At 61.7% G+C, this 21,380-nt stretch carries 6 protein-coding genes; 2 read left to right on the top strand and 4 right to left on the bottom strand.

Annotated features, from left to right (window positions below):
* A partial coding sequence (locus tag EV657_RS12475) for a type I restriction endonuclease subunit R (protein ID WP_134078090.1) occupies nt 1-2,561 on the top strand: 2,561 nt, incomplete at its 5' end.
* A gap of 359 nt (nt 2,562-2,920) precedes the next feature.
* On the opposite strand, the gene EV657_RS12480 is transcribed toward EV657_RS12475, so the two are convergent.
* The 4 genes from EV657_RS12480 to EV657_RS12495 form a co-directional block, all read right to left on the bottom strand.
* On the bottom strand, nt 2,921-4,789 hold the full coding sequence (locus tag EV657_RS12480; RefSeq protein WP_166673701.1) for a TniQ family protein: 1,869 nt from the start codon (nt 4,787-4,789) through the stop codon (nt 2,921-2,923).
* A 222-nt stretch (nt 4,790-5,011) separates the two neighbouring features.
* Entirely contained in the window at nt 5,012-11,182 is a 6,171-nt protein-coding gene (locus tag EV657_RS12485; RefSeq protein ID WP_134078094.1) for a hypothetical protein, read from the bottom strand.
* 29 nt (nt 11,183-11,211) lie between these two features.
* On the bottom strand, nt 11,212-16,152 hold the full coding sequence (locus tag EV657_RS12490) for a DEAD/DEAH box helicase (protein ID WP_134078096.1): 4,941 nt from the start codon (nt 16,150-16,152) through the stop codon (nt 11,212-11,214).
* Nucleotides 16,149-19,283 (bottom strand): hypothetical protein, encoded by a 3,135-nt coding sequence (locus EV657_RS12495; RefSeq protein WP_134078098.1) that lies wholly within the window; start codon nt 19,281-19,283, stop codon nt 16,149-16,151. Before EV657_RS12495 ends, EV657_RS12490 begins: the two co-directional genes overlap by 4 nt.
* Before the next feature lie 787 nt (nt 19,284-20,070).
* Here EV657_RS12495 and EV657_RS12500 point away from each other — a divergent pair.
* Nucleotides 20,071-21,168, top strand: a complete 1,098-nt coding sequence (locus tag EV657_RS12500; protein ID WP_134078100.1) for an AAA family ATPase — start codon at nt 20,071-20,073, stop codon at nt 21,166-21,168.
* The last annotated feature ends 212 nt before the right edge of the window (nt 21,169-21,380 follow it).

The raw sequence follows: 21,380 nt of genomic DNA on the forward strand, positions 1-21,380 counted from the left end.
TGAAACGCGCCCCTCGCAGCCGTCAACGCCATGATTTATATGCGAAATATCACGATTACGACAGCGAAATCAGCGACTTACTTGGAGAATGTGGGCTGAAAGAGGCCTTCAACCAGATCAACCGCTATCACCGCCACAGCTTTGGTGCGGGCAACGCGCTGTTCCAATATGTACAGCTTTTCGTGATCTCGAACGGGGTGAACACGAAATACTACGCCAACAACCGGCATCAGGATTTCAAGCAGACGTTCTTCTGGGCGGATGAGGACAACACCCCGATCACGCGGCTGGAGGCCTTTGCCGACGCCTTCCTTGAGAAGTGCTTCGTGTCCAAGATGATCGCGAAATACGTGGTCCTGCATGAAAGCGACCAGCTGCTGATGGTGCTGCGGCCCTATCAGTATTACGCGGTCGAACGGATCCTCGACCGGGTGATGAAGGGGCGCAAGAACGGCTATATCTGGCACACGACCGGATCGGGCAAGACGCTGACCAGCTTTAAGGCCAGCCAAGTGATCGTCGAGAATCCGAAGGTGGCAAAGGTTGTCTTTGTCGTGGACCGGGCCGATTTGGACTATCAGACGACCAAAGAGTTCAACTACTTCTCGCCCGGCTCGGTCGATGGCACCGACAACACCACAGCGCTTGTGAGCCAGTTGGCCGATCCTGATACAAAGCTGGTCGTGACCACGATCCAGAAGCTGAACACCGCCATCACGCGCGAACGGCACGCGGCGACGATGGAGGCACTGAAGGATGAGCGGATCGTGTTTGTGTTTGACGAATGCCACCGCAGCCAGTTTGGCGACACGCATAAGAACATCGTGGCCTTTTTCGCGAAGGCGCAGATGTTCGGCTTCACCGGCACGCCGATCCTGAAGGAAAACGCCATCGGCAAGCGCACGACCGCGAAGCTGTTCGAGGAATGCCTGCACCGCTATGTCATAACCGACGCAATCCGTGACGAAAACGTGCTGCGTTTCTCCGTCGAGTATTGGGGCAAGCTGCGCCATAAGGACGGGACCTCCATCGCGGAGGAGGAGGTTTCCGGCCTCGATTTGAAAGAATTCTTTGAAAGCGACAGGCGAATTGACGGTGTCGTGGACTGGGTCATCGAGAACCACGACCGCAAGACGCACAATCGCGATTTCGCTGCCATCATGTGTGTGGGATCCGTCGATGCGCTGACCAAGACCTACGAGGCATTTCAGCGCAAGAAGGCCGAGGGAAAGCATGACCTCAAGGTCGCCACGATCTTCACCTTTGCGGCCAATGAAGAAGACGAGGATGCCAACGGCCTGATCGGCGAGCCAGATGTGACTGGCGGTCCAGTTAGCGCGGCGACCCAGCACAGCCGCGACAAACTGGCTGGCTATGTGGCCGACTACAACGCGATGTTCGGAACCAACCACAGCGTGAAGGACGGAAAGGCCTTCTACGTTTACTACAAGGCGCTGGCGAAGCGTATGAAATGGCGAGATCGCAAGGACTACATTGGTGGCCAGGGCATCGACATCCTGCTGGTGGTCAACATGTTCCTTACCGGTTTCGATGCCAAGACCTGCAACACCCTCTATGTCGACAAGAACCTGCGGTATCATGGGCTGATCCAGGCATTTTCCCGAACGAATCGTATTCTCGGTCAGAAGAAATCGCAGGGCAATATCGTCTGCTTCCGCAACCTCAAGGCCAAGGTGGACGAAGCGATTGCATTGTTTTCGAACAAGGATGCCGACGAGACGATCCTGATCGCGCCCTACCAAGAGTACGTTGACCGGTTCAACGAGGCGGTGATGGAATTGCTCGAGATTGCACCGACACCGTCGGCCGTGGACAAGTTGGTTTCAGAGGACGACATCCTCGCCTTCGTGCGCGCCTTCCGTGAGCTGATCCGCATCCGAAACGTGCTGACCAGTTTCACCGAGTTCTGCGATGACGATCTTGCTCTGGACGCACAGCGCTTCGAGGATTTTAAAAGTAAGTATCTCGACATCCATGACCGGATGAAGTCCGACCGCGACGATGACCACAAGGCTTCCATCTTGGATGAGGTTGATTTCGAGCTCGAACTAATCCGCCGCGACAATATCAACGTCGCCTATATCCTGGCGCTCTTGGCTTCTATCGTTGCCGAGCAGCAGGAGGCGGAGGACGCAGTGGACACTGCAAGCAAAACCAAGACGATCCTCGATTTGCTGGGCTCTGAACCTCGCCTGAGGAGCAAACGTGAGCTGATCGAAGAGTTCATCACGACCTATATGCCTGCAATGAAAAGCCCCGAGCAGACGCACGAGGCATTCCAAGGTTTCTGGGCTGAGAAACGTGACAAAGAATTTGATGAAATTTGCGCCGCCGAGAACCTTGATCGAGCAGGGTTCGCGCATCTTCTTGAAGTATACCAATTTTCGGGAAAACGCCCTTTGACCGACGAAGTTGTTGCGATCATGAACGTTTCTCCGGGTATCTTACAGCGCAAAGCATCCGCCGAGCGAATAATGTCCAAGCTTGAGAGCTTTATCGAGACTTTCGATGAAGGGATCGGCGAGATGGAAACTGCTTAGGCCACCCCGCACGGGGCTATGGCAGAGCTGACAAGATACCGCCGGTCATAGCGGACACCAATGCCCCACCTCTGGCTGTTGGGAAGTCTTGCAGGGTTCGCGCGGGACAAATTCCCTGACGATAAAGGGCATTTCAGTTTTGAGCTCAAAATCGCCCCGATAGTTTTCAATGGCTTATCCCAAGCCAAAAGGACAAAATCGGTGACTCTCGACACACTATGCTGCCAATGCACCATAAGCTTGCACGATTTGGCGTTTTTCATGCACACCCCCTGTCAAGAGGCTTGGGGCGCCGTGTCGAAGGTTTCTTCTAGCACACTGGGGTAGAACGGTATTTCAGCATACCCCGTGGCTAGCGGTCACTTACCTCCCTGAGATTTCAGGAGTGCCACAACCGGCTCAACAGCGTTGCGAAGATAGACCGGTCCCACATCCAAGCCGTTCGGACGGAACGGCTGGATACCTTCGTTCTGCAGAACGGCCCGAATCGTGTTCAAATGCGCAGCGGTTTCGGCCGACAGCATCGATGGCGTCGTATAGCTGGCCTCGAACGCAGCGATGTCGTCGCGGCTCATGCGCCATTCCCGACGCCTGGTCGTAGGATTCAAAACCAACATCGCAGGCGTGTAACCACCTTCGATCAGAGCCAGGAATTGACCTTTCCCCCGAATACCCGCCGACCGGGCGAAGGCCGCTGCGGTCACCTCTCCTTGGCTGATCGATGGCTTGCGCTTCGGCGCGACCTTCGCCTTCAACGCTGCAACTTCAGTGATTTCCACCACAAGCCCGTGGTAACCGAACACATCAGGATGCTGACCAAGGCGCAGAGAACCCGTCCGGATGGCCGCAATGATCTCTCCAACAGGAAGGTCCAGCCGCTTGTGAACGCGCTGGATCGTCTCCCACCCTGGCTCCTCTGGGGCAACCGGCTGCGCATAGGCCTCCAACTCCTCGAGAAGAGCGTGGCCGTCCGCAATCCGCCAAGGCGATTTGATCGTTGCGACATTGGTCCTCGGGACGAGGACACCGTCTGCCTTCAACCCGTTCAGTTCGGCCAGGGTTGCGCCGATTGCCTTTCGCAGCGCAATGGGACCAACCAGTGTCGGGATTTCATCAAGAATGTGCTGCCAGGCCTTCGCATCAAAGGTCTTGCGGGCATCGGCACGCTTGTCACCGGGCGCAAACGCGCCCGCTTCTGTCAGGAAATCATCCAGCACAGCCGGGCCGATGCCGGTTTCCTTGGATGCTGACGTGAGGGAGTGGAGGCGCCGCTCTGTCACGGCCTGCCCGAGAAGGTCATCCCCTGGCGCCAACGGCCATATTTCCAGAAAATAGTCACGAAGGATGCTGCGAAAGCCCGCAAAGGTATCGTCATCAAGATAGCTGCCCCTAAGGTGTCGGAGGAGCGGACCCAACTCTCCCTGCGTTACGATGTGGCCTCCGTCCTCCGATCGCATAAGAATGTCCAGAGCCGCTCGGACCCCATCAGGGCCTTGCGAGACATAGGCAAAGCCCGTGGCCTTGGCGCGCCGATCGTCCGGGGCCTTGCCCTGTTTGCGCAGCAAGGCGGAACCGATGAACTCACAGAGTGTGATTGCCGGAAACACCGACTGTGACGCCAGCCATGTGTCGTCCGCAGCGATACCCTGCGATAGACGCTTATCAAGCCAAAGGTCATAGTCGGTAGGATCAATGCGCGCGCAGTCGAATGATCCTGCTCGCAGGTCCGGCAGGATTTCCGCCAATCTCGCTCCAATGTCATCCCGCTCAATGGGGCGCGAGCTAGACCACAAGGGAACCAGCGGATGGTGGTGCTGGTGGCAAATATCAACGCCCCTGCAGAGCCAGTCCCCCCGCAAGGCAATGTGCCGCAATGGATGGGGCTGATCAGCTGCCTGCTCACGCATGCAGTGTGGACAGCCCCGAATGATCGGGTTTCGTAGCGCCCGCGAGACGAAGACTTCCTTCCGAAACCGCATCCGGACGTCTCCAATGCGTTCACCTGTCCAGGAGAGCAGCTCGACGAGCTGCGTGGCCGACACCCCTGCGCGTTCTGCAAAAATCGCGACGGCCTCTTCGTCCTGCTCCAGGATACGCCGAAAGGTGATCCCGAGATCGAGGGCGAAGTTGGCAGCGTCGGTTCCATTCAGGATTGCAATGCGCGAAAACAGCGACGGGAGCGTCTCGCGGTCTACCGGCTCCACCGTAAGGGCAAGTCTCCGCAGCAAATACACCTCCTGTGTTCTCAAACGCCCTATGTGTTTGGATATGCGGTTCCATAGCCGTTTCGGGATCGGAAGCGAAGTCGCCATTCGCTGCAGCCGCGGATGAGACATGTGCAAAGCCGGAGGCTGCTGTGACCTCTGATCGAGCGGCAATTCACGCCTCCCCAGCGACGAAGCAGGTCGGTAACGAACTTTATGATAAGAGGTTTCGGAGAAGACTCGTGTCTATTTCTCCGTCTCCCTGGCGAGCAGATCGCCAAGTGCGGAGCGGCGGATGCGTCCAGCTTTCTTCTTGAACCAGGTCGCAAGACCGGTTGCGACGAGGTCCGGCCCGATGTCGACAAGATCGGCTCCTGCGTGATCGCGCAGGATCTCGTTGAAAGTGTCAGCGTCTTCGTCATCCCCCATGTCGAGAATGGAAAGGGCTTTGCCCAGGGTGCCATTGAGAAGTCCTGCCGGCATACGGAAAGACACCTTCCATTCCCGAGCGACTTCCAGCGGGTCTTCCGCCACCCGCATCGCGGAGATCAGCTTGATGGTTTCGGAAGGGATGCCGCCGGCCGCCGCAAGAATGGCGGACCGCATCGGCTTGGTATCGAGCTCCACCTTTTCGATATGGCTCAGGTGGATTCGGATCATCTCCGCCCCCCAGGCGGTGAGAAACTGGCTCTGTTCGGGCCGCCGCGTGGCGATGTCGCGCATCTCCGTGTTGGCGGCATCGAGAAGGAGAAGCGGGCGAACCTGCTTATTGAGAACCCGCGGCTGATGTTCGAGCCAGGTCAGCGCATCATGCGCCTCCTTGCGATCTTCCGGTGTGAAGACGAGGATCACCGGGTTTTGCGAGGCGCCCTTGCGTTCGACGGGTGCGCGCAATTCGCGCTTGCTGCGCACGATCTCCACGTTGATCCCCTGCTCGGGGGCTCCGGGCAGGTGGCCGGATTCGGCAATGCGCTTGAGCGACGAGCCGACCTTGGAAAGCCCGAGGGCCTCAAGGCCGCAGACGATCTGTCCGGTCGCATCCTGGGGCTGGACGATGCGCTCGATCTGGAGGTCGGTGAGCGGGCAGTAGGAAAACTCGCCCTGGTTGCCGGAGGTGTTCAGTTTGTAGCGCCGCCGATGGACGGAGCGGTCATAGGCTACCTCCGGATCCTTTTCCTCGATTTCGGCGAGCGCATGGTAGATGTCGTCCTCGGAGCCGAGCATGGTCGCGACCTGGCGCGAGCCCAGCAGGTAGCGGAAGCGCTTGGTTCCGGGGATCGGAACGCGGCCGAGAACGCCAAGGTCGAAGAGTTCCTCGAGCAAGGCTTCGAAGGCGGCGAGGGCCGGGATCTCGGAACTGCGCGGCCAGAAGGTGCTCGCCTCGTCGAGAAGCTCGCGTGGATCGAAGCCGGTGACCCGGGCCTTGTCTTCCTGGCCCTCGACGTTGAGCCTGCCGAGCGTATAGGCCACGAGCGCGTAACGTGGATCGAGATTCAGCGTGAGGTGGAACTTGAAGCGGATCCGGTTCTCGATCTCGCCAAAGCCGCGGTGATCAAAGAGGGTGTCGCTCGAGATCGGCCAGAGGGGATCGCCCTCGGGCAGTCGATAGGGCTTGCCCGAACCGCTGCCGTGGAGAGTGGAGAGAAGCCCCTTCATGTATTCCTGGATCAGAGAGGGGTAGTAGTTGGCCCAGGCCAGAATTTCCTCGATCGCCTCGTGATTCTCGAAACGGAAGCCCGCGGCGCGCATCGGCGAGACGACGAGATCATGCGCGGCGCGCTTGTCGTCCTCGGTCCGGTTCAGCGGACCGATGCAGATGGGCAGGCCGAGATGGGCGAGCGGAGAGTTCGGCTGGTGAGACATCCGCTGGACGTTGTGAAGGCCGGCGAAGACGACCTTGAACGCGCGCCCGCTCTCTTCCATCAATTTCTTGAGGCGGGCGAGCTCGGGGTAGTCGTCGCGGGTATCAGCATCCATGAAGTTGTCGGCTTCGTCGAACATGGCGACGATGTGACCCTGTCGATGGTGCATGAGCCAGGCCTTGATGTCACGCGAGACATCCTCGGCGTTGCGGCTGGCGGGACGCACGATCTCGGGTGAAAGCATCGAGGCGAGATGGGACCAGATCTCCGAAGGCTTCTCGGATTTCCCAAGCGGTCGGACCTCGCGCGTCACGACGATCCGGTCCTTCTCGGGGGCATGCTCAGTACGGGCGATATGGCCCAGAAGGGCGGACTTGCCGAGCTGACGCCCGCCGTAGACGAGGCAGCCGTCAGCCGTTTTCGACATGATGAGGCGGATCTCTTCGCTGCGCCCGAAGAACATCTCGGGCGGCAGCTGGCCCGCGTCCGTTGTGTAGGGCTCGACGCGGCCATAGGGCAATCCGCATTCGAAGATGGTCCGGGCCCTGGCCTGACGGCGGGTTCCCGCGAAGGTAATGAGGGTCTCGTCGATGAGGAGTGCGGGGATCGCGTTGTCGCGCAGATGTTCGGCGAGTTCACGCCGCCGCTGGGCATCAATGACGCCGGCGAAAAGAAGGATCGCTGGCATGTCCGAAGAGAGAGTCTTCACGAGGTTCTCGGGAAGGGTATCGCGTCCGATTAGCACGAGATGAGCGCCGGCCCCGTTTGCGGCCTGCGAGCCGAAGACCGGCGGCAGGAACCAGTCGCCGGAGCGGAGGGGTTGGATCCGGCCGCCAAGCTGGGCCTGCCACAGTCCGGAACGGCCGACCGGCCGGGGGTTGTGGATCTTCACGCTGTCGTAGCCGATCTCCTCGAAGAGCACTTTAACCTTCGGCAGGTCGGGCTGCTTCGATTGCATCGAGGTGCCGATGGCGCGGTAGAGATGGATGAGATCAAGGCCGGCGCCGCGACGATCTTCCTCGATATGCAGAGGCCCCGCCGCGGCGACGGTGCGCTCGAGCGCTTCGCTGGTCGTGGGCCATTGCGCAGAGTTCGCATAGGCGAGGAAGTCGGGCAGGAAGTCGGACACGAGCCCGCCAAGTTCGGTCTGGAAGATCGCAGCGGAGCGACCATCGCGAAGTTGCGCGATGCGGTCTTCGGCCGCCTCGACCGTGATGCCGTCGAGAGCCCCGAGCAGGGTGTCGGCTTCTTCCGAGTTGCGGTCGTTGCGGTATTGGTCGATGCGCTGGACCTGGTCAGCGCGGATCTTGGCCTCGATCTGGGCGCATGTGGCGTCGATCTCGGCCGCAGCCGCCGGTAGTTCGGCAAGGTCGTGGACCTCGGATCCGTTGTCGACCGCCGTGAGGCGCCCCAGAAGGATCTCGCAGAGTGCAAGGCGCCTGGAGATCTCTTCCTGGTGCTTGTAGTCGACCTTCGAGAGGGTCTTGAGGCGGCGGACGCGGGTGTTGATCTCCGCGCTCCAGGTTTTCGCGAAGACCTTCATGTCATGGGTCAGGCCGTCCTGGACGTCGATGCCGAAACGGCTGCCGAGACGGGATGCGGTATCGAAGGCGCCTTCCTCGCGCGCCTGGGCCAGGGCGCCTTTGGGATCGGGAATGACGGTTTTGTTGAGAAGATTGCTGAAGGCGTCGAAGCGGCCCTCGGGGATATCGAGCGTGTCACGCACCGAGGCGGGCAGAAGATCGCGTTCCGCGGCGAGCGCTTCATCGAGCGTCGCGAAGGCGCCGGTATCTTCTCCGCGCAGTGCCTGCAGGACTTCGCGGACCTGATCCGCAACCCAGTGGGCAGTTGCTCCAGCAAGTGTGTCGGGGGCGCTTGTCGCCTCCGCCCGCAGCCCGGTTTCGGCTTTCTGGAGGCGGGAGTTGAGGTTGCCGACGATGGTGCGCAGACGCGCCTCGGATTTCTGCCCCTGGCTGCCCTCGCGCATGGTTGCGTCGATCCAGCTGTCGAGAAGGCCGAGGGGCTCCTCGAGCTGGCGCTCGAGATACTCGATCCCCTTGGGGTGCAGGCGGGCCGTGTTGCGCCCGGCCTCGCTCGCGTATTCCGCGGCCAGCGTCTCGATTTTCGAGGCGGAAGAGAGACCGTCGATCGCCTCGCGGGCGAGGCTGGCCGCATTCTTGTTGCCGTTACTGATCGCGGAGAGAGCCGCGCCGATGGGGCCGGCGGGCGAGGCGATGTGGTGCATGATGGCGGTGGCGAAGGGCCAGCGCGAGGTCTTGGCCGACACCGTGTCGGCCCATTTCCCGAGCTGGGCCGCAAGCCTCTGTTTCTGGGGCGTGCGTTGGCCACCGGAGAGGCTCGCCAGCTCGTCGGCGTCGGGCGGGAAGTCGTAATCGAGTTCCGAGATCGCATCGGTGGCCTGCTGCAGGTGCTGCCCGAGGCTGCCGCGGCAAAGCTCGTGGAGAATATTGCGCAGGCTGGAGAGGGAAGTCTCGAGCAGCGCGGGCCGGATCAATGCTCCGAGGAGCAGGATGGATCCGACATCGGATGCGGCGTCACCCGCCCCACGGGTGGCGAGTTCCAGGAACCGCTGGGTGTCAGCCCCGTATTTGCGATGGGGCGTGCGGCTGCCGGCGGCGGCCTCGAGGACAACGGCCCGGATCGGCCAGTGCTTGCCTTCGTGTTCGAAGCTCTTCGCCGCATCAGCGGCGATCCCGAGGAGATTGCGATGGATCAGGCTTGCCAGCACCGAGACTGGGACCGGCGGGGTGGTGTCGATGTCGATCTCGGCCACATAAGTTTCAGGCTCAATCCGAGGGATGAGATCGGGAAGCGCCTCGGGTTCAGAATATCTATCTTCCGCCGTTTCAATGGCAGACTGAATCGGTGCGTCTTCGAGGGGATTCTCGATATCGACGGAATCGGCGTCAGGCTGGGGATCGACGTCCTGCGGTTCGATCTCCTTCGCCGCGCCTTCGTTCTCATCGATGCCTGCGTGAGTGTTTTGCGCCTCGACGGTGTCTTCCTCGTATGCATCGGTGACAGTCGGCTCAGATGTGTTCCCCTCCGCCTGATCGTGCCCAGCGGTTTCGGGATCATCGCTATTCACGACGTCGGAGGAGACGCTCGTGGCGTCGATGGGCGAGTTGTCCTCGACCGCGTCTTCGGGGTCGACATCGTCCGCGGCGGTGTGGTCTTCGACAGGGTTTTCTTCGGCGTCGGGCAGGGTGAAGAGTTCGGATGCCAGGGAAGCATCGGCCTCGGCGTAGTCTTCTGTGTCCGGGTCGTTCTTCTCGATGAAGGCGCGCAGCTCGGCCAGCGCAGCATCCTGATCTTCCGTTGTGCCAGAGACCAACTCGCCAAGGCAGAGAAGAATGGCCTCCTGAACCTCGCGCGCGACGCGCAGGGCTTCCTTCTCCTCCCCCGCCTGCGGCGCGAGGCGGGTGAGAAGGGCGTAATCTTCCTCGGCATTCGCCGCGGCGATCGCCTCCTTGGTTTCCGCGATCTTTTCCTCGAGGTCGGCAATGGCAAGGTCCTGGATACGCACCCGCATGACGAGCCCCGCATCCAGCGCGGCAGAAAGCGTGGCGACCGCTTCGTCGGTGACGAGGTTGAGATCCACCTCGATTCCGAGTTTCCGGACATGTTCGATCACGGTTTCCTTGCGCGGGTTCTGCAGCAGCTTTGCCTGTTTTGCCGCGGCCCCGGAGAGTACCATGATGCCTTCAAGATCGTCGGCGCTGCTCGTCTGCGTGATGTGCTGGCTGAAATGCTTCAGGGTGGCGATGAGGTGGAGATGGAGGTGCTCGGAGACGGCGTCAGGGTAGTCGGACATGAGGGATGAGATCAGGGATGCGTGCTCGTCCCAATCCTGGATGTCATCGATCTGGCCGAGCTCGACCATGATGATGTCGGCAGGGCTGATATCCGATAGGATCTTCCTCGCCTCGATGTAGTGCTCTTCGAAGAGGCTCTTGTTTTCGATCTTCTGGTAGTAGGCCTCGATCGCGTATTCGCAGAAGGCTGCCACGGCGATATCGGGGACGACCGGCGGAAGAAGAAGTTCGCCTGTCCGCTCATGGAGATGTGGGTTTGCCTTGAGACGCAGTTTCGAAAGAGGAAATTTCTGCAGGACGTGGGAAACCTTGTTCTTGTTCTTGAAACCGCCGTTCTTGACCCTTTGCGGTGCGATGATCGTCTCGAGTATTGGAAGAACCCAGGGAGCCCCTTCGGCGCGCTCGAGGATGATGTGATAGATCGCCTCCGCATCGTGATGATCTACGTCGAGGCCGAAGGTCGAGACGATATTGCGGAGGTCGCGCGCCGAGAAATGGCCTGCCTGCGCAAAGTAGGCTGGAGCCTCAGGGCAGATTTCCAGAAGGGGAAAGTCACCGAAGCTTTCGAGCTTTTCCCAGTCCTCGGTCGTCCATCCGGCCATGACGATGCAAGCGGGATGGGACTTCGGGAAATCCGTCTTTCCAGGGGTCTTCCTGGAGATGGAGAACTCCGTCATCGTCGAACGGACAGTTGGATCGAGGGGTTTGTGCTTGAGCATGAAGGCGCCTGTCTGTCTTTCGATGTGTTTCAGATGTCCCATTGCGGGTCAATTTTGACGCCGGCATCGAGCAGGATCGTCTCGATCCATGCCTGGGCCGGGCGGCGATTGAACATGTGCCAGTGGCGCTGGTTCGAATAGTCGTTGAGGCAGCGCGTGCAGCTGGTGATGCAATCGGGGTTGGGACAGTTGAGGATCTTGCGGGCGGAGAGAAGGAGATCTCGCGCGAGATACCCGGTCTCGTTTGTCAACCGCGTGGCGTAGCCCGCCCCGCCGGAGACGGAATCGTAGATGACGACAACGATGAGGCCGTCGAGTTTCTGAACGAGCGCGCGAAGGTCACGCGGATTGGTTTCCAGGAGTTCGGCGGCGCCGAGCCGCAAGGCCTCCTGCAGCGTGCGTTCGAGCGAGTTGTCAGAGGAGATGGCGTCCCCCGAGGGGGTTGCGGGGAGGCTCTCGAAGAGAAGACCGCGGACATCGGTTTCGAAGACATGGGCGAGATCGATCGGCCAAGCCTGTTTGGTGGGATCAAAACGGCAAGGCTGTCCGCTGCGTGGGTTGACATGGGGAGCGAGAAGCGTCGGCTGTTGCCAGGCGAGGTCGGGACCATGTCCATGCGCAGGCACGGCGTGCTCGCAGCTCGGGCACCAGGCGAAGCCGCCGCCATGGCGTCCGCGATTGACGGTGATGATGCGCCCGAGTTCATCCTCGGGCCGGTTCGAGCCCGGCGCGTGGAAGGTCAGGATGCCGGGCAGGTCGGTCGCGGTGTATTTGGAGCGTGGAGCCTCCGTGAGAAGCAGGGCCTCATCGGAGATTGTCGGACGGATCCGGGTCGCGCCCGGGTCGCGCCCCTGACCATCGGCGACGGAAGTGACGAAACCATGGGGCCGGATGAAGGCCCGGGTCGCATTGGTCTTGTGGAACACGGCGCCGCATTGCGGGCAATGCTTCTTTGGCTCCACGCCCTGGAGGGTGATCTGGGGAGAACGGCAGGCACCGCAGACCCGGTATTGGGATCGTTCGATGAAGGCGTCGTCTCCGGTGAATTTCGATCGCTTGGAAATCCCGGCGCTTACCCAGACTCGGCCTCCGGCGACGATCTCGGCGCTCGGCGCGTATTCGGAAATTCCGATCGAGCCGTCGCGGTCGAGTTCGAGCACGGCGGTGTCGGCGGTCTGACCGGCCGTATTGAGAACCTCGAGCGAGACCGAGTGAACCGGAAACGAGTAGGTGGGGATGATCGCTCGCCGCGATAGCTGGTCGATCAGGAATTGGTTCATGTAGAGCTTCTGTTGGGTGCGCAGGGCGCCCAGCGACCGGTCGATCTTGATGAACTTGTCGGCTTCCGTCTTTTGGAGATCGTTTCGGCGTGCCTCGAGGTCGTCGATTGCTTCCTGCATCAGTCCGAAACGACCCCAGGCCATGTCCGCGAATTGCGAGATCCGCTCGCTCAGGGCGGCCTTCAGACCTGCCGCGTCGAGCGCGATCGATCGAAGGGAAGGAGGCAAGCGGGTGGCCAGGTCTGCGGCGGCCTCAAGGTCCGGGTCCGCCCGCTCGATCCAGTCGGCGAAGGAGGTGTCGAACGTCTTTCTGGCCTCCTCTGTCAGGGCATCGGCGAAGACGTCACGCATGCGGGGAGATCCCGTCCGGGTGTATCCCGCGAGGCGGTGTTCGAGGAAGCGCGCGAGCAGCATCGAGAGCTGGTGACGACGGAAAAAGCCCGCGTTGTCAAGGCTGAGGTAGGGGATGATCGGCTGGGCCGCGAGATATTCGGAGAACTTCTCGAAGACTGCCCGGTCATAGCGCCCGGAACGCGCAGTGGTGAGTACGATTGGCGCGACCTGGGCGCGGCGTCCGGCGCGTCCCGCGCGTTGCTGGTAGTTGGCGATCGAGGGCGGGACGTTCTTGCACAGGACCGACTCGAGATCACCGAGGTCGACCCCCATTTCCATGGTGGTCGTGCAGGACAGGAGGTTGACTTCGCCTGCCTTGAATTTCTCCTCGATCTCGGACCTGATCTCGCTGGAGATCGCCGCGGTATGTTCGCGCGCAATGCCCATTTGCGGATGCTCGCGGTAGCGGGCCACGTAGTGGTTGCGAGCATCGAGGGTCTGGCGTTCGTCCCGCGGAACCTCGTGGAGCTTTCCATTGCATCTCATGGACTGGCAGACGCCGGCAGTATCGAATTGGGTTCGCGTGCCGCAGGACAGGCATTGGTAGAGCGACACCTCGGAGCCGGGAAGAATGAAGAGGCCCCGGTCGAGTTTCAGGCCGCGTCCCACACCATGTTTCGAGGTCATCGATTTCGGGTGCTCGATGGCTTTCCAGAATTGGGTCAGAACATCGCGGACCTGGTTCTCGTCGATTGTCGTGCCGCAGGCCTGGGCCATGCGTTCGAGAAGGTTGGTGAAGCGGTTCTGCCGGCCGGCGGTCGGCACGAGGCTGAGCGGAAGGTTCGTGTGGGGATTGCGCTCACGGCTCACGCAGCGGTTCTGTTGTGAGGCGATACGCGTCCAGATCGACTCGTCCTCGAGGTCGATCATGCCGGATTCTTTCTGCGCGATCGCGCGGTGCTCGCGGATCATTTTCAGCAGGTAGCGGACGTAGGTATCGGCGTAGGGTTTCATGGCGTCGGGAAGATCGCGCCGGACCATCTCGACGGGCCGTGCGATGGCGTCATAATCCACCCCGATGAGACCGAAGCCCTCGAGGCTGAGACGTCCCCGCCCGAAGACCGTGATCTCGGCGGCGACGAGAGCCTTGAGGCGGAGACGTTCGTTTTCCCCGGTCTCGCGCTCGGGAACGACGCCGGGACGGTAGAGGCGAAGCCCGTCGGCCTGAAGCTCGCGCAGGATCGCGCCGGTGATGTTGTCGATATCCATGCGCCCGCTGCGCTCGACGACTCGAAGGATCGCACTGCGCACTGCCTGTTCGCGTGATGTGCGCTCGAAGAAAGGGGCGAAGAAAGCGGCATCCTGGCGGTTATCGGAGAAGACGAGGAGATTGCGTCCGCCCATCGGGGGGGTGGTGCCGAGATCGTGTGACGGCATGGATTCGAGGAGGGTCTGGGCGGCGACTGCCGCGATCGCCTCGTCGCCGGGACGTACGGTTGTGATGGGCTCATTGAATCGCGCGGAGCGATGATTGCAGGCCACGCAGCGGTGCATGTAGCGCTTGCCGTCATCGGGATCCTGTTCGAGAGTCACGGCCTCGAGGGCAACCGTGCCGGGTGTTCCCTCCTCCATCGGATGCCCGTTCGAGGGATCGAGATGGACCATCTGGCCGGGAAGGGCGATCTCGGTGTCATCTTCCCCCTCGATCGCCAGCCCGCCCGGCACAAGCCGCAAGAGATGGCGGTCTCCCGCGCCAGGCGTCGGGTCGAGGGAAATGCCGTTGTCCCAAGCTTCGAGGTAGGGCTCGCCGCAGTTGCGGCAGACGTAGAGCTCGTAGACCGGGCGGTCCTCGTCGTCACGTTCGGCCCCGATCAGGACTTCGCGGAGATTGTCAGCGCCGCCGGCCGCAAGCGAAATCCCGGTGCGGTCCGGCGCCCGCGAGATCAGGTGATAGCGGGCAGGAAGAAGCGGAAAGACCGCTGCGTCGGCACTGACGGCGAGAACGCCCACGGAAATCAGCCCGACGAGCGCGGCGACGGCCGCTTCCCCTTCATCGGGAAAGACCTCGCGCGCGAGGATTTCGATTGCGACCGATCCGCCTTCGAGACGCCGGGCGATGCGGTGGATTTCCTCGAATCCGGCGAGCCTTTCGATCAGCGCATCGCCGAGAGAGGGGGCGTCATCGAGGTGCAGTCTGGGAAGGTCGAGAAATTCGGTCTCGAGATTCCAGTCCTCGATCGACATCGGCGTGTCGTTCTGGACCGCGTCGCGCGCGGCTTCGGCAAGATCTCGTGCCCGCGCCCAGTGTTCGGGAGAGAGGCCGCTCGGCATGGCGCCGCCGGCCAGGCTGGGATGGATCTTGCGTTCCGAGGTGATGACGGAGATCTCTCCGGCGAAGGGTTCGCCGAAGAGCCGAGAGGCGAAATCCGCAAGTTCCGACTTGCGGCGGGGATCGAGCGAGGCCGAGGTCCCGGTGCAGCGGATCTGCCCGTCGGGGATGCCGAGATGGGCCTTGAGCCTGCGCAGCAGGAAGGAGACCTCGATCGCCTGGGCGCCGGCATATGTGTGGATCTCGTCGAGCACGATACGGCGCAGGTCAGCGCCGGCCAGCAGTTGCCGATTGGTCGGAAGGAGCAGGATGTGCTCGAGCATCGCGTAGTTGGTGATCAGGATGTGCGGCGGAGCCTCGCGCATCTCCGCGCGGGAAAGGAGCCAGTTCGCGGGCACGTCGGCATCCTCGCCGAATGCCTCGAGGAAACTCGGGGAGGATCGAAGGCGCGTGATTTCCTCATCCCGCGTGGCGCGCGACTTGATCTGGCCCGTGTATCTTCCCAGCGTGATGCCGGGATCGCCTAGGTCGTGAAAGAGGAGCTTCGCTATCCGCCCCAGTTGGTCGTTGGCCAGCGCGTTCAGGGGGTACACGAGGATCGCGCGCACTCCCGGGCGTTCGAGATCCCCCTGGGACAGGATGTCGTTGACCAAGGGGTAGAGGAAGCTTTCGGTTTTTCCTGAACCGGTTCCGGTGGCGACGAGGTAGTTGTCCTGCCGCCTGATTGCCGCTTCCTGGTGAGCGTGCAGGGGCCGGGCGAAGACGGCAGGAGCTGTCGAGGCGAGGGTTTGCCAATGCGGCGTGAGAAGGCCTTCTTCATGGAGTCCGCGGAGAGATTTTCCCTTCTCGAAATCGGGAAGGGTCTCGACATAAGGCCCTTTGACGAAGTCGAGCTGCCCGATGACGTTCCTGAGCTCCTCCGCGAGACGGGGCGCACGGATGTCGTTGATTGGCGAAGACGTCGCGACAAAGCGCGCAAGGACGTTGTTGAGATGCTCGCGGAAATCGTTGGGATTGAGGGTCGTCATGCGGAGGGGGATCCATCCTTGCTGGCATGCGCCCAGAGCGCACGGAAATAGGCGAAAAACTCGACGCCGCCCCTCAGCATGAGGGTCAGTGCCTGCCCGACTTCGCGCCGGGGTAGGCCGGTTCGAAACACGACGTCATCGACGAAGGCGTGAGACCGGCGTTCGGCGCAACTGCGGGCAAGGCGCTCGACCTGCGCGGCGATCCGGGCGGGAAGCGGGTCCGCACCTCCGCCCGTATCGAAGGAGCGAAGTTTCTCGAGGCCTTCAACATGGGCGCCGCAGATCAGCTTGACGGTTCCCGCAAGCGTCTCTTCCCCGACGAGGTCGTGGAGATCGGTTTCCTTGAGCCGCCAGCGCAGGGCCTGGAAGGCATGCTGGAGCCTGTCTGCCTGGAATCCGGTTGGGATGCCAGCACCCGTCGAGACGCGCCCGAGCCAGTCCGAAAGTGGCGTATCTCCATCGACGCGCGGAGGCGGCACGGGCGAGGGTTCTCCGGCCATGTCGGAGATCGGCGCAAGGCCGGTGTCGGTGTCGAGGCCGCCGAAGGCGATCGGGCTTGCCTCGAAGATCCAGGGAGTGGCGCCGACGAGGTCGTGCCGGGGTGGCTGCCGATCCTCCCGGACAACGGCGAGCAGAGGCTTGATCGATCCGAGCATGTGAGACTTGCCGACGTGATCCAGTGCCGCCTCGTAGGCTGGCGAGAGAGCCCGACCGATTTGTCCGCCCAGGCTGTCCGGCTGGGGTTCGGCGAGAAAGCGGGCAAGATCGAGGAGATGGCCTCGCTGCGGCGTGTCGATCTCTCCGGCAAGCCCGATCGCGACCGGTGCATTGCGGACATCGCGAAGCGGAAGGAGTACCCCCGCGTTGTCGCGCAGAAGAAAGGTGGCGCGCGCCGGCGCGGGCAGCTGCGAAGGATCGAGGATGACCTCGACCTGGCTGGTCGCGGGATCGCGCTTGGAGCGAACGCCCTGAAGCGAAGGAAGGTCGAGGGGTGCGCGGCCGAAGGCATATTCCCCCTCGATCAGGGCTCCGCGGACGGGCTCTATGCGAACCCGAAGGGCGTCGCAGTCTGTCCGGGGGGTAAAGCGCAGGCGGATCTCATCGGGGTCTTCGCTGATTTCGAGGCCCGCCGGGTCGGTGGCGCGGCGAAGCCGGGCGAGAAGATCGACGCGCCCGTCCGCCCTCCGCAGGGCAATGCGGTCGTCTTCAGTGTCCTCTTCGAGATCCGCCGCACCGATCTCAATGGTCTGTCGTCGATAGAAGGGACGCCGGGTCTCACGGCCGAGAACGAGAAGCGAGGCGTCGCGGTCCGGCGAGCCCAGGATGAGGGCATCGTGTCGGTTGGCGTGACCGAAGACCAGCGTGGCCCCGCGCGGGACGTAGACCCTGTCGCCGCGGGCCACCCGGAAGTGCCAGAGTTTCTCGCCACGGGCGACAAGGCGAAATTCGTGAACTCTGTCAGGACCGGAAAGCCCGAGGATCGGGGTTTCCTGGTCAGCCTCGGGATCGACCGAGAGGCGCCCGTCGATCGCGCGCAGCCCGGCGCTGCGCGCAGGGTCAAAATTGGCAGGGATCGGGACGTCCGCAAGGTCACCGTCGGGGGCGGAGATGCCGGGCCATATCCAGCAGCGCGTGGTCAGGGCGACCCGCGCCTCGAGGTCTCCGGCCGCCCCGGGCGTAAGGACCTCGAAGAGGACTTCCGCTGGATCAGCGAGGGCTTCGAGATGGGCGTCGGCAAAGGCCATGCGGAGTTCGCCGGTGGCGCCGAGATCGACCTGGTGGAAACGGACCTGTCCGCCGATGCGGGTCCGGATGATCCGGGTTGGCCCGCCGATCTCCGGGTCGATCCGCACCTGCAGCCCGCCGTTGCAGGCATAGAGGGCCCTGCTTCCGTCGCGCCCGAGAACCGGAGCGTCGATCCAAATGGCGTCTTCGACCGGACGCGTGAATGAAAGGTCGGAGCGACCCTCGAAAGCGAGGGTTTCGTCCGCATTGACCCAGGCAATTCTGAAGGACGCATCCTTTGCGGGGATGGCATCGCCGAAAGAAAGGCTTGTGAAAGGGGCTGCGGAAAGGACGATGAGCCGTTCTGCGGCAATTTCCAATTCCCCCTGTTCAGAGGAGAGGCGAGAGAGCATGGCGCCGGTGTCGGCATCGAAGACCAGAACCTCACCTTCCGCAGGGGCAAGGGGGATGTCCCGGGAGAGGGTGCCCGCGGTCCAGCGAATGGTCGGGCGCCAAGGCGGGGGCACCTGGAGGCGTTTGCCGCCAGCAAGTCGAGTCGGGATGGCCCCGAGCCGCAGGGATTGTAGTTCGCGCGACGTCTCGGTTTCGAGGGTGAGGTGATCTCCCGTCCAGACGAGGCGCGGCGGGCCGACGATGTCGGCTCTTGAACGACCAAGGCTTCGTGCCGCCTGATCATAAGCTTCGAAGAGATGGGCTTCGGTATCTCCCACGGGGCTTTCGCCCTGTCGCCAGGCCTCGAAGCGGCGGGCGACATGGGCGGAGGTGTCGAAGGCGATGGTCGCCTTGAGGCGGGCGAGTCCTGCACAGCGATCGGCCACAATTCTTCTCTGCCAGCGCCGTGCGGAAGCCGTATCCTCGATTGCTGGCGGGCCAATGTGGAGGGCGGCACCGACAAAGGCTCGGGCGAGATCACCGTGGTGGGCATGGGCCGGACCGAGTGGTGCGAAAAAGAGGCCTGTCGGCTCGTTGCCGAATACCGGCAGGCCGAGAGCCCGGGCGGTGCGGCGGTAGCGGGTCTTGAGATCCTCGCGGGCCTCCTGTTCATCAAAGCTCTCGCCGACGAAGCGGCTGATATGGCGGTAGACCTCATTGGTCGAGATGCCGTAGTTGCGCGCAAGCGGGATGAGAACGGCCCAGACCGCGAGCGTCGGGGCAGAATTGAATAGGCGCCACAGCGGTATCTCGTGAGCGAAATGTGCCGCCTCGTCGAGGAGATCACCGCGAGTTTGGATGTCTGTGATAAACGGAGTAGAAGTTGGACCGGTCCATGCGGCATTGAAGGCAGTTTCGACCCATGCCAATCGATCAAGCGACACATTACTCTCGGCACTCAAGCGGGAGAACCCTCCGTTTATAATATTGTTTTTACTGATAAAACTGTACATTTCGGTAATGTATTGTTTTTTCGAGTTTAGCGATATTCGCGCACAAGAAAAGAGTTGCGGTGTTCCGCAACTGTTACGCTCATGGTTGAATGTGGTTCACTCTGACGGACAGGTAATCGGCTTGCAAGGGCCGCATCGCCTCGCCGTAGCTCCTGGAGCTCCTGCGCCTGTGGTGGCGCGATGCATGCCTTCAGGCCAAAAGGTCGGGGGTAGATGGTTGGCAGGGCAATAACGGTCGATTTCGCCGATGACAGAAGCGGACGGGTTAAGACACCCCGCGACTGTCGATAGAGCGCGACGGCGAGCTGTCGTTCCAGAGTATGACCTGCTGAAAACGGACATTCGTGCGATGTGCTGCGAATGCCCGCTTCGGCCAATACAAATTGGCGGGCCGCATGGCTCATGCTCTTGGCGAAGTGCGGGCGCCGCCCAAGACACCTGACCGGTCAGTCGGCCTTGTGTTTGCGAAAAACCAAGTCCATTTTTCACAATTATATCAGCACATTAGAATCACTTGCGGTGGCTTGAGCGCTATGGCATGGGCGCTCCGGATAATCGTCCACTCCCGATGGAATGGTGCGTCCCTCCCATGTCTGCTTTCCAGTGAGTGCCCGATGATACCTGCGCTACATACCCTTAGCTGACACTGAACTCTTCCTGGCCGGCCAGCCTCCGGCTCAGAGAGATGTTCGACGCACAGCGAACTCAGCCTTCCCTCCAATCCAAGGCTCTGCCCGCATGACCGCCGTCATGGCGGCTGGCGGAGCCATGACGAAAGCCCCCATCCATGCCCAAAATCCGCTTCATCTTGAGCAAACAGCCCGATCCCGCGCTAGAAGAGGCCGCGATCATCAAGCGTCTCAAGGAATTCCATAGCCGCTTGCAGGACAAGCGGCAGATTTCCGACGGCATCCCCCTGGAAGAGCGCGCTGCCCACAATGAATTATGGCGTTACCCGCAGAATGAGCTCCCGAAGGCGCTCGAGATCCGGATCAGGCGGTGGGCGCAGAAGATCCATCGTAACCATCTGAAGGACGTCGAGCCAACCCGACTTTCACGAGAAGACCGGGCGATGCTGGAAGGATGCCGCGGCGGCGCCGAGATATTCGACCTGCGCTCGGCGCATCATATCGACGAGATCGCAGCGGCGCTTCATGCGGAGTTTCCCTGGATCGCGGAAGCGACAACCCATGTTTGGCGCAGCCTTCATCATAGCCTGGCAAGTGGCATGCCCGGCGCCCGATTTGCACCAATTCTTCTCGATGGCCCGCCTGGGATCGGGAAAAGCGCATGGGCACGGCGTCTCGCGCAGCTTCTGGGAACGCCGGATATGATCGTGGATGCCACCGGAGAGAATGCCAGTTTCGGACTTGTCGGAAGTCAACGCGGCTGGTCAAATGCCGGCCCCGGCCGGCTCGTGAGCCTGATGCTGATGCGGCAGATTGCAAATCCGCTCGTCATCATCGACGAGATCGAGAAGTCCGGCTCGGTCATGTCCGACAAGGGCCGGTCTTTCAGTCTGCCGAATGCGCTTCTCCCGCTGCTCGAGGAAATGACAGCCTGCCGCTGGACCTGTCCATATTTCCAGAACCAGTTCGATATGTCTTTCATCAACTGGGTCTTCACCTCCAATAGCCTGCGCGGACTGCCGGAACCGCTCGTGTCACGGATCCGCGTCGTCAGCGTACCGTCTCCCACCCAGGAACAAATCAATGAGCTCGTCCTGCGTGAGGCCGAGAGGCGGCAGCTTTCCCCGCTCATCACCGCGGCCATCACGACCGCGCTGGCTGAGGCGTTCGAGGCAGGCCATCAGATCAACATCCGGACCGTCAAACGGATGCTGGAGCTGGGCTCGGACCAACAGGGGCGGCCGATGCTCCATTGACTGGAGTGGCCCAGATTATCCATTAAAAATCAGATGGTTGAATGAGTTTTCCACATTCATGAAGGCCTGGCGACGCGTTTTCAATTGGGATTTTCGCCGACTTCGCGGAAAATGAGCGCATGGCCCACCCAAGCACTGTCGGGTGGGTCAGGTCGGAATTTCGCCCAGGACGGGCACCAGAAGCAGAGGTACTGCCGCATCATCACATCTGT

The sequence above is a fragment of the Rhodovulum visakhapatnamense genome, assembly GCF_004365965.1.
Taxonomy (GTDB): domain Bacteria; phylum Pseudomonadota; class Alphaproteobacteria; order Rhodobacterales; family Rhodobacteraceae; genus Rhodovulum; species Rhodovulum visakhapatnamense.